This is a genomic window from Staphylococcus schweitzeri (assembly GCF_002902405.1).
GTDB classification, from domain to species: Bacteria; Bacillota; Bacilli; order Staphylococcales; family Staphylococcaceae; genus Staphylococcus; species Staphylococcus schweitzeri.
In genome coordinates, this window is record NZ_PPQS01000009.1 from 35,530 (window position 1) to 47,273 (window position 11,744).

The window sequence follows — 11,744 nt, forward strand, 5'->3', positions numbered from 1 at the left end:
TGTGCTCATTTTTTTAATTATTTCCCTGGAAAATGTTTTACTACCTGTTGTTCTGTACTACAACAATCGTTGTCTATTTCACATGTACCACATTTTCCTTGTTTAGAACGTTTGAAAAATTTACCTAGGGTATACAAGGCATACCCGAAAATCGCTAAAAATATCAAAATATTAATCATTACTGTCATTTCAACCACTCCCTAAACAAATAAATGCCCAACTTGATAAAAGATAAATGTTAAAACATAGGCAGTCAACAATGGATATACCACTGCGAGTGCTGTCCATTTCCAAGAATATGTTTCCTTGCGAATTGCTGCTACTGTAGAGATACATGGGATATATAACAATATAAAAATCATAAAGGCATACGCAGATAACGGTGTGAATTGGTTTTGAATAACATGAACAAGTCCTGCATCACCTGATGAATAAATAATTGCCATTGAACTCACAATAACTTCTTTTGCTAAAAATCCTGGCACTAACGTAGCACCTGCTTGCCATGTTCCAAACCCAAGTGGTTCAACTAACATTCCAAAGAAACTACCTATTATATGTAAAAAACTGTCATTAATACTTACATTAATGCCATGCGGACCAACATAACTTAAAAGCCATATCACTACTGACCCTCCAAAAATAAATGTACCTGCTTTACGTACAAATCCCTTAGCCTTTTCCCAAGTACTACGCCACAACGTTTTAATGGAAGGCACACGGTATGTTGGCAATTCCACAATAAAGATTGCATTATCATTTTTTAACACTGTCTTAGTAAGTACAGTACTTACTAAGAATGCCATGACAATACCTAACACATATAGACTTAATACCACTAATGATTGGTTTTCTTTAAAAAAGATACCTACGAATAAAGCATATACAGGTAATCTTGCTGAACATGACATAAACGGTGCAATTAAAATCGTTGTCAGGCGTTCTTTTTCATTTTCAATACTGCGCGCAGCCATCACGCTTGGAACATTACAGCCAAATCCTATAATCATAGGTATAAATGACTTCCCACTTAAACCAAATGATTCCATAATCCGATCCATTAAGACAGCTATACGTGCCATATAGCCTGAATCTTCTAGTAATGATATAAAGAAAAAAAGCACAACAATTTGCGGTACAAACACTAATACGGAACCTACACCTGCAATAATGCCATCAGTAATTAAATCTTGTAAAAAAGGTACAAGTCCAAGATGGCTCATGACACTCTTAACGCTATCAGTAAATGTACCTCCAATAAACTCGTCAAGGTGATCGGACAATGGCGTTCCTATCCATGTAAATGTCGTTTGAAAAATTAACCACATAATACCTAAAAATATTGGTATACCCAAAAACTTATGTGTTAATATCTTATCTATTTTTGTACTGAAAAATTGTTTATCTTCATCTGGATATGTCACAATATCTTGCAATAACATATCTATATATTGATTTCGAATACGTTCCATTTCGCCACGAATCGATGTACCATCTAAGGTTTGTACTAAATGTTGACGAATCGTTAACAATTGATCTAATACTTTTACATTTAATTCCTCTTTAATTTGAACATTGTCTAAAAGGTATTGAATTGCAATAAATCTTGATTCATAGTTTGAATGTGTTGTTTCAGCCATAATGGCCTGACAGATATCACTAATAGCATTTTCAATTGTTTCGCCATAATTGAGTTTAAAATGTTGTTGCGCTCCTTCGCCCAAAAATTTAATTTCACCAAGCAAGTAATTAGTTCCTTTACCTGTACGAGCAACAACAGGGAAAATAGGTGTTTTCAACCTTTTCATCAATTTATGATAATCAATATGTATACCACGCTTTGTTGCTACGTCAATCATGTTCAGTCCAATATACATTGGTTTATTTAATTCTAGTAATTGAATAGTCAACTGCATATTCCTTTTTAACTGACTCGCATCAACGATATTTATCATTCCTGTAAATTGATTATTTAACAAATAATCCGTAACAATCGTCTCATCTACAGAAATTGGCGATAAATCATATGTACCTGGCAAATCAATTAATTGTCCTAAATGATGTTTTAACTGCCCTACTTTTTTCTCTACTGTTACACCGCTCCAGTTTCCAACATACTCGTAAGAGCCAGTCAACGCATTAAACAATGATGTCTTTCCGACATTGGGATTACCTAATATACAATAATTTTCCATATGTTAGACTCCTATTCTTCAAGTGCAATGCAACATGCGTCGCAATGTCTAATGCTTAATTGTTGACCATTAATCTCAATAATACATGGTCCTTTAAATAAACATTTTTGCACAATCTTAATTGTAGAGCCATCTGTCAAACCGAATGCACTTAAGCGATAAAACATGTTCATATTATTAATATCAATTTGCTTAATTCTATAAAGTTTATTTTTTTCACCATTTCTAACGTTTAACATAGTATTTCTCACTCCTATTAGAAATAATAACTCTTAAAATTATAGCACGCAATACTTTCGTTAAATAAATTTCATTTTTTATGTAAAAGTTGTGACATTTAAAAAATATTGTCTATGTATTAATCTAGAGCAAAAAAGTACCGCTGTTTTAAATGTGCACTTCACATTTTAAACAGCGGTGTATATTTTTATTAGCACCTTAATACAATTTAAACAGATGCCAAATTATGATTTGTCGCGTAAATTTTGTTCTAGTAATTGATTTAATTTTTCAATATTTTTATTCAACTGTTCTATATTTGTCATTTGTTGTTGCTTATTTAAGTGATGCTTATTTTGATAATCTACTAAAGCATCGTGCAAGAACATAGGATTTGTAGATTGCTGTCTCACTTGTTGATATAATGCCATCGTTCTATTATCCAGCACGATTGTCTGCGTCTCGTCACGCATTTGTGAGCCTTTTCCTGCATGTGTATCTTCTTCGTGTACTTTAAACGTTGTATCGTACTTTTCCTTGCTATTTTTAACTTCAGATTCCTGTGATTCAACCGTTTTATATTTTTCAAGTGCATGTCCTTCAATATCAACTCGTGGAATAATGCGATTCAACCATGCTGGTAAATACCACGAACCTTTTCCAAACAATTTAGTTAATGCAGGAATTAACATCATTCTGACTACGAAGGCATCAAAGAGTACACCAAAAGCTAATGCCATACCCATTGATTTAATCATGACATCTTCTTGGAACACAAAGGCAAAGAAGACACTAAACATGATTAATGCTGCAGCAACAATAACTGGACCACTTTCTTTCAATCCTACTTTAATAGAATAATCATTATTACCTGTTTTACTATATTCTTCATGAATTCGTGACATAAGGAAGACTTCATAATCCATCGCCAATCCAAATAAGATCCCTATAGTAATAACCGGTAAAAATGCTAGCATTGGTCCTGTAGTTTCAATACCAAACAGACCTTTCATAAATCCATCTTGCATTACTAATGTTGTAAACCCTAGTGTTGCCATTAATGATAAGACAAATCCTAATACTGCTTTTAAAGGTATTAAGATTGAACGGAAAACTATCATTAATAAGAAAAATGCTAACACAACAATGACTGAGGCAAATAAAGGTATCGCTTCATTTAACTTTTTGGACATATCAATATTAATGACACTCTGTCCTGAAATTTCTGTTTTAAATCCATACTTATCTTGCGCATCTTTATTATAATTTCGTAAATCATGTACTAAGTCATTTGTACTTTCTGCATTAGGTCCATGCTTAGGTATCACCACCATCAAAGCATAATCATTATCTTTACTCATTTGTGGTGGTGTAACTAAATCCACATTTTTCTTATTTTTAATATCTTTATATACAGACTGTAAATCTTGTTGTAATCCTTGTGGATCATCCTTTTTATCTTTTACATTTATCAACATCGGTATTTGGCCATTAAATCCTTCGCCAAATTTATCCGAGATAATATCGTAGGCTTTTTTCTGAGTAGAATCTGCTGGTTTAACACCGTCATCCGGAATACCAAGTCGCATATGACTAACCGGTATTGCAGCTGCTACTAATATGATTAAACCTAGTAATACTGCCGCAAGTGCATTTCCTGTAATAAATTTAGACCATGGCGTATCAATATCTTTTTTGAATTTAGACTGTAATTTATTCACTTTAATGCGCTTATGGAAAATACTTATTAGTGCAGGTAATAAAGTTAATGCACTAATTACAGCAAAAATAACACTAATTGCCGAAGCAAATCCCATTATCGCTAAGAAATCAATTCCTACTAATGATAAACCACATACTGCAATCACAACTGTTACACCAGCAAAAATAACTGCGCTACCTGCTGTTCCTACTGCAAGACCAATACCTTTAATGTAATCTGTTTCAGTTTTCATAACTTGTCGGTATCTGAATAAAATAAACAGAGCATAATCGATACCAACTGCTAGTCCAATCATTACGGCTAATGTCAGTGTGACATTAGGTATATCAAATGCATATGTCAGCAAACTAATAATACCTACGCCAGAGGCTAAACCAATTAATGCACTTATAATTGGTAATCCTGCAGCAATAACTGAACCAAACGTGATTAATAACACAACAAAGGCAACAATAATACCCACTAATTCAGAATTACCGCCTATGTCTGTTGAGGTCATACCTGTACCAGTTAACTCTGTTTGTACATTATGATTATCACGTAAATCTTTCAAATGACTTTTAACATTATCTCTAGAGTCATCTTTTAAAGAAGTTTGACTAACATCATATGTGATATCTGCAAATGCAGTTGTTTTGTCTTTACTAATTTGCTTATTTTCATATGGATCTGATATTTTATCGATGTGTTTGTCATCTTTTTTAATATCGTCTAACGTTTTCTTAATATCTTTAGTGATACTCGGTTGCACAATACCATCATCTTTAGTCGTTTTTAAAACTACACGTATTTGTGCCTTCTCACTATCTTGATTAAAATGCTTTTCAATCTTTTCATTCGTGTCTAATGACTTTAAACCAGTCATTTTAATATCGTTATCAAATTTCGGTGCATTTGTAGCAATTGGTATAAATATTGCAGCTACAATAATTACCCATGCGATTAATGTGGACCACTTATGCTTTGCGATAAATGTACCCATCTTGTATAAAAATTTCGCCAAATATATTGCCTCCCTTTAAAATCAACGTTATAGTTTAACTATACAGTGTAGATTATTGTTCGATTATAGTATCTATACCCTACCTCTTAAAGAATTAAATTTTAAAATTTGTATACTAAACTACACATTAAGGAGAAATGTAGATGAAAGAGACAGATTTAAGAGTTATTAAGACGAAAAAAGCATTATCTAGTAGTTTACTTCAATTGTTAGAGCAGCAATTATTCCAAACGATTACTGTCAATCAAATTTGTGACAACGCACTTGTGCACCGTACAACTTTTTATAAACACTTTTATGATAAATACGATCTTCTAGAATATTTGTTCAACCAATTGACTAAAGACTACTTTGCTAGAGATATTAGCGATCGCCTTAACCATCCATTCCAAACGATTAGTGATACGATTAATAATAAAGAGGATTTACAAAAAGTAGCAGAATTTCAAGAAGAAGACTCTGAATTTAATAAAGTTTTGAAAAATGTCTGCATTAAAATTATGCATGATGATATTAAAAATAACAGAGATAGAATCGATGTTGACGGTGATATTCCAGATAATCTCATATTTTATATTTATGGTTCGTTGATTGAAGGATTTTTGTATTGGATTAAAGATGAAAAAATAGATTGGCCTGGCGAAGATATTGATAACATTTTCCATAAAGTCATTAATATTAAAATCAAATAGTAGGTTACTATTATATGTTCATTTGCCTCAAATATAACAAAAACGATAACATACACGTTCATATTTCGTGTCATGCTATCGTTTTTTATTTTTAGTCTGCTTATCGCTGTTAAAATAACTGATACACAATACATATATGATGAAGAAAAAGATGTAGCCACTATCTAATTGACTTTGATTCAGTTGCTTAAATGACCAAACTGCTAATACCATTCCCATTATTATTGAAATAAAGTATCTCATATTCTTATACCTATTATCCTTTCATCAAAATATAGTTAACATTACTTAATTTTTAAAGTTATAAATAAAAAGAGCCAACCGCAATGGATGGCTCTTGCTCATTATGAAGCATTAAAACATTTCTGATACAACTTTCTGCTCTAAGAAATGTAATAAGTAGTCTGGGCTACCTGTTTTAGCGTCTGTACCTGACATCTTGAACCCACCAAATGGGTGATAGCCAACAACTGCTGATGTACAACCTCTATTAAGATATAAATTACCTACATCAAATTCATTAACTGCTTTAATCCAATGCTCACGATTATTTGTAATCACTGCACCGGTTAAACCATAGTCCGTATCATTAGCCACCTCAATCGCTTCATCAAAGTTATTAACTTTTACAAAGCCAACTACTGGGCCAAAAATTTCTTCTTGCATTATTCTATCTTTAGATTTAAGTCCTGAAATGATTGTCGGTTCTACAAAGTAACCTTTTGAATCATCAGTACCGCCACCTTGTTCTAATTTACCTTCTTCTTTACCAATTTCAATATAATTTTTAATTTTATCGAATTGTTTTTTATTAATCACTGGACCCATGTACGTATTGTCTACAGTATTGCCCAAAGTTAATTCTTTTGTAAGTTTAACTGACTTTTCTAACACTTCGTCATAAACGTCTTTATGCACAATTGCACGTGAACATGCTGAACATTTTTGCCCTGAGAAACCGAATGCTGATGTAACAATTGCTTCTGCTGCCATATCAGTATCAATATTTTCATCGACTACAATCGCATCTTTACCACCCATTTCAGCAATCACACGTTTCAAGAAGTTTTGACCTTCATGAACAACAGCACTACGTTCATAAATTCTAGTACCTGTCGCACGTGATCCTGTAAATGTAACAAAGTGTGTATCTTTGTGATCAACTAAATAGTCACCAATTTCTTTTGGATCACCAGGAACAAAATTAACAACGCCTTTTGGTAATCCTGCTTCTTCTAAAATTTCCATTAATTTATAAGCGATATAAGGTGTATCCTCAGCTGGTTTCAATAACACTGTATTACCTGCAACTACTGGTGCTAAAGTCGTACCAGCCATAATTGCAAATGGGAAGTTCCACGGTGGAATTGTAACACCTGTACCAATTGATTTATAGAAATATTTATTATGCTCGCCTTCACGATCAAGTACTGGCTTACCTTGAGCCAAGTCCATCATAGAACGTGCATAGTATTCAATAAAATCAATACCTTCAGCTGCATCACCAACTGCTTCATCCCATGGCTTACCTGCTTCATAAACCATAATTGCTGCAATTTCCGCTTTACGACGGCGAATAATTGCTGAAACACGTAGCATAAGCTCTGCACGATCGTTAGCTGACCATGTTTTCCAAGATTTATAAGCTTCATTCGCTGCTTTAAATGCATCTTCAACATCTTCTTTTGTTGCTTTTGATGCATTTGCAATCACTTGTGATGTGTCTGCAGGATTGATTGATTTAATTTTATCATCTTTAAAAATCTTCTCTCCATTAATCACTAATGGTATGTCTTGACCCAATTCTTTTTCTACGTCTTTCAATGCTTTCTTAAACATATCCACATTTTCTTGGACTGAGAAATCGTAACCAGGTTCATTTTTAAATTCTACTACCATGTACACTTACCCCCTATAAATTTTGAAAGTGGTTTAACCCTTTGATTTAATGATATAACATCATTTAAACCCATTTTACTATGATTAAGGTCATTTTTGCAATCGCTTTCATTTTTATACATTATACCCTTCTTCTCAAGCATTTTGAAAATGATTAGTTACTTTTTAAAATTTAGAAGCGTCATGACAACTAATTTAGTGTTTCATCGTTCAATGCTTCTGATGGTACCTCATTATCAATTTTACGAACAACTTTACAAGGATTTCCAACCGCTAAACTATGTGGCGGAATATCTTTTGTGACAACACTACCTGCACCAATCACACTACCTTCTCCAATCGTCACCCCTGGTAACACAGCTACATGACCGCCAAACCAAGTATTACTGCCAATATGAATGGGTCCGGCTTTTTCAAAACCTTCATTTCTATGATGAAAATTAAGTGGATGTGTTGCTGTGTAAAATCCACAATTAGGTCCTATAAAAACATTATCGCCAATTGTAATCTGTCCACCATCCATAAAATAACAATTGGTATTTACAAAGACATTTTTCCCAAGTTTAACGTTCCATCCGTAATCTGTATCAAAAGGGATGGCAATTTCGACATGATCAGTCGTAGTTTGGAATAATTGGTCAATCAATTGCTTTCTTTTCTTTGTATCACCGGGTCTTGTATGATTTAATTCAAAGCAAATATCTTTCGCTCGTGCACGTTCATTTATTAAGTCTTGATCAAAGTTTGCATCGTACCATTTTTCTGCTAACATTTTTTCTTTTTCAGTCATTACACCTTTCAACTCCTAATAACTTATTTACTTGTTTAAAAGTTAATCAAATAAACATTCGCCTATGCAACTAATACACTATAACATTATAAAATCATGACCTTATCACCCTTATCTATACAATTCTCGCATCAAATACTGCTAAAGTAGTAGATAAATTCAATACTACAGACGCATTCATTTTTTAATTTATTAACGTACAATATGAGTAAGAGAAATATAAAGGAGTATGATAGCGATGAGAATATTAATTACAGGCACAGTTGCTATCTTAATCATTTTAGGTTTGGTCAAAACGATACAAGATTACGAAATGACAAACGACACGAGTCGTCAGTTGTCAGACAACAAAGATGATGATAAAGTCATCCATCTTAATAATTTTAAAAATTTACATGCGAAAGAATTTAATCCATCTGATTTCTTTTAAGTCACCCAAGAATTGCAAATCCAGAAGTCATTTAAGTTTTACCTTTCATTCATACATCCTTTAATATTAATTACGACTTCTTTTATATAGATGCTAAATAGGGAGATTGTAGTGCAATGTTTGCACGGCAATCTCTCTTTTTCTTTTTAAAATTGGTAAAAGTAAAACGCAACGATTGACTTATATACCTGTAGGGGGTACATTAGACGTGTAACAATGAATCACAGGGAGGCAATAATGTGGCTAATACGAAAAAAACAACATTAGATATCACTGGTATGACTTGTGCCGCATGTTCAAATCGTATCGAAAAGAAACTGAATAAACTTGATGACGTTAATGCCCAAGTGAATTTAACTACAGAGAAAGCAACTGTTGAGTATAACCCTGATCAACATGATGTCCAAGAATTTATTAATACGATTCAACATTTAGGTTACGGTGTCGCTGTAGAAACTGTCGAATTAGACATTACAGGCATGACTTGTGCTGCATGCTCAAGCCGTATTGAAAAAGTGTTAAATAAAATGGACGGCGTTCAAAATGCAACGGTCAATTTAACAACAGAGCAAGCTAAAGTTGACTATTATCCTGAAGAAACAGATGCTATTCAACTTGTCACTCGCATTCAAAAATTAGGTTATGATGCAGTCGTTAAAGATAACAATCAAGATCAAACGTCACGTAAAGCTGAAGAGCTGAAGCATAAATTAATTAAACTTATCATATCGGCAGTATTATCATTACCGCTATTAATGTTAATGTTTGTGCATCTTTTCAATATGCATATACCAGCACTATTTATGAATCCATGGTTCCAATTTATTTTGGCTACACCTGTACAATTTATTATTGGATGGCAATTTTATGTAGGTGCATATAAAAACTTAAGAAATGGTGGCGCAAATATGGATGTGCTTGTAGCCGTTGGTACGAGTGCAGCATATTTTTATAGTATTTATGAAATGATTCGTTGGCTAAGTGGTGCAACTACGCAACCGCATTTATATTTTGAAACAAGCGCCGTACTTATTACCTTAATTTTATTCGGTAAATATTTAGAAGCTAGAGCGAAATCTCAAACAACCAATGCGCTTGGTGAATTATTAAGTTTGCAAGCTAAAGAAGCACGTATTTCAAAAGATGGAATTGAAATCATGATTCCTTTAAACGATGTACGCGTTGGAGATACACTTATCGTTAAACCAGGTGAAAAAGTCCCTGTTGATGGCACAATTATTAAAGGTATGACTGCCATCGACGAATCTATGTTAACAGGTGAATCTATCCCTGTTGAGAAGAATGTTGATGATACTGTAATTGGTTCAACGATGAATAAAAACGGTACTATTACGATGACAGCAACAAAAGTTGGCGGGGACACTGCGCTAGCAAATATAATTAAAGTTGTCGAAGAAGCCCAAAGTTCTAAAGCGCCGATTCAACGATTGGCAGATATTATTTCTGGTTATTTCGTTCCTATCGTTGTTGGTATCGCACTATTAACATTTATCGTGTGGATTACTTTAGTTACACCAGGTACATTTGAACCTGCACTTGTTGCGAGTATTTCCGTTCTCGTCATTGCTTGTCCATGCGCATTAGGACTTGCTACACCAACTTCTATTATGGTAGGTACTGGTCGCGCTGCTGAAAATGGTATTTTATTTAAAGGTGGCGAGTTTGTTGAACGCACACATCAAATTGATACCATCGTTTTAGATAAAACGGGTACCATTACAAATGGTCGTCCAGTCGTGACAGATTATCATGGTGACGATCAAACTTTACAACTACTCGCTACTGCTGAAAAAGATTCTGAGCATCCATTGGCAGAAGCTATTGTCAATTATGCTAAGGATAAACACTTACAATTAACTGAAACAACAACGTTTAAAGCAGTACCTGGCCATGGTATTGAAGCAACGATTGATCATCACCATATATTGGTTGGTAACCGTAAATTAATGGCTGACAATGATATTAGCTTGCCTAAACATATTTCTGATGATTTAACACATTATGAACGAGATGGTAAAACTGCTATGCTCATTGCTGTTAATTATTCATTAACTGGTATCATCGCAGTGGCAGATACTGTAAAAGATCATGCCAAAGATGCTATAAAACAATTGCATGATATGGGCATTGAAGTTGCCATGTTAACTGGCGATAATAAAAACACTGCTCAAGCCATTGCCAAACAGGTTAGTATTGATACAGTTATTGCTGACATTTTACCCGAAGAAAAAGCTGCACAAATTGCCAAACTACAGCAACAAGGTAAGAAAGTAGCTATGGTTGGTGACGGTGTAAATGATGCGCCTGCATTAGTTAAAGCAGATATCGGTATTGCCATTGGTACAGGTACAGAAGTCGCTATTGAAGCAGCTGATATCACTATTCTTGGTGGCGACTTAATGCTTATTCCTAAAGCCATTTATGCAAGTAAAGCAACCATTCGTAATATTCGCCAAAATCTATTTTGGGCATTCGGCTATAATATTGCTGGCATACCAATTGCTGCAATGGGCTTACTTGCACCATGGGTTGCTGGCGCTGCGATGGCACTAAGTTCAGTGAGTGTTGTGACAAATGCACTTAGATTGAAAAAGATGCGATTAGAACCACGCCGTAAAGATGCCTAGATTCCTTAATAACGAAGGATTCTTTGGTGATTCTGAGGTAGGATAATAATTGGCTGTATCTTCTGAAAGTAATGTCGTGGTTACAGTTGGTGCTTCGCTTCAACTGCATATATAGTTACACTTTTCGCTTGGCGAATTAGTGTAT

10 protein-coding genes are annotated in these 11,744 nt (G+C 33.9%); 3 read left to right on the plus strand and 7 right to left on the minus strand.

Features of this window, described 5'->3' with window-relative positions:
- Positions 1–17: 17 nt before the first annotated feature.
- From CD116_RS02180 to farE, 4 genes are all read right to left on the minus strand, one after another.
- Positions 18–188, minus strand: coding sequence for a FeoB-associated Cys-rich membrane protein (locus CD116_RS02180; protein ID WP_047548107.1), 171 nt, complete (start codon positions 186–188; stop codon positions 18–20).
- 12 nt (positions 189–200) lie between these two features.
- Positions 201–2,195 (minus strand): ferrous iron transport protein B, encoded by a 1,995-nt coding sequence (feoB, locus tag CD116_RS02185; protein WP_047548110.1) that lies wholly within the window; start codon positions 2,193–2,195, stop codon positions 201–203.
- An 11-nt stretch (positions 2,196–2,206) separates the two neighbouring features.
- Positions 2,207–2,434: a FeoA family protein gene (locus tag CD116_RS02190; protein ID WP_047530803.1), complete on the minus strand. Its 228-nt coding sequence runs from the start codon at positions 2,432–2,434 to the stop codon at positions 2,207–2,209.
- A 225-nt stretch (positions 2,435–2,659) separates the two neighbouring features.
- The gene (gene farE / locus CD116_RS02195; protein WP_047548112.1) at positions 2,660–5,140 is read right to left on the minus strand and encodes a fatty acid efflux MMPL transporter FarE; all 2,481 of its coding nucleotides are present in this window, start codon (positions 5,138–5,140) and stop codon (positions 2,660–2,662) included.
- A 143-nt stretch (positions 5,141–5,283) separates the two neighbouring features.
- Between farE and farR the strand changes: the two genes are divergently transcribed.
- Positions 5,284–5,832: a fatty acid efflux pump transcriptional regulator FarR gene (farR, locus tag CD116_RS02200; protein ID WP_047433206.1), complete on the plus strand. Its 549-nt coding sequence runs from the start codon at positions 5,284–5,286 to the stop codon at positions 5,830–5,832.
- A gap of 75 nt (positions 5,833–5,907) precedes the next feature.
- Here farR and CD116_RS02205 read toward each other — a convergent pair whose 3' ends face one another.
- The 3 genes from CD116_RS02205 to CD116_RS02215 form a co-directional block, all read right to left on the minus strand.
- A complete protein-coding gene (locus CD116_RS02205; RefSeq protein ID WP_078101637.1) occupies positions 5,908–6,075 on the minus strand; it encodes a hypothetical protein in 168 nt (55 codons plus the stop codon).
- Positions 6,076–6,186: 111 nt separating this feature from the next.
- The gene (gene pruA, locus CD116_RS02210) at positions 6,187–7,731 is read right to left on the minus strand and encodes an L-glutamate gamma-semialdehyde dehydrogenase (protein WP_047548114.1); all 1,545 of its coding nucleotides are present in this window, start codon (positions 7,729–7,731) and stop codon (positions 6,187–6,189) included.
- A 190-nt stretch (positions 7,732–7,921) separates the two neighbouring features.
- Entirely contained in the window at positions 7,922–8,521 is a 600-nt protein-coding gene (locus CD116_RS02215; protein WP_047530811.1) for a sugar O-acetyltransferase, read from the minus strand.
- Positions 8,522–8,759: 238 nt separating this feature from the next.
- On the opposite strand from CD116_RS02215, the gene cwrA reads away from it, so the two are divergent.
- Positions 8,760–8,951: a cell wall inhibition responsive protein CwrA gene (cwrA, locus tag CD116_RS02220; RefSeq protein WP_001221404.1), complete on the plus strand. Its 192-nt coding sequence runs from the start codon at positions 8,760–8,762 to the stop codon at positions 8,949–8,951.
- Positions 8,952–9,190: 239 nt separating this feature from the next.
- Positions 9,191–11,599 (plus strand): heavy metal translocating P-type ATPase, encoded by a 2,409-nt coding sequence (locus CD116_RS02225; protein WP_047548116.1) that lies wholly within the window; start codon positions 9,191–9,193, stop codon positions 11,597–11,599.
- Positions 11,600–11,744 lie beyond the last annotated feature (145 nt).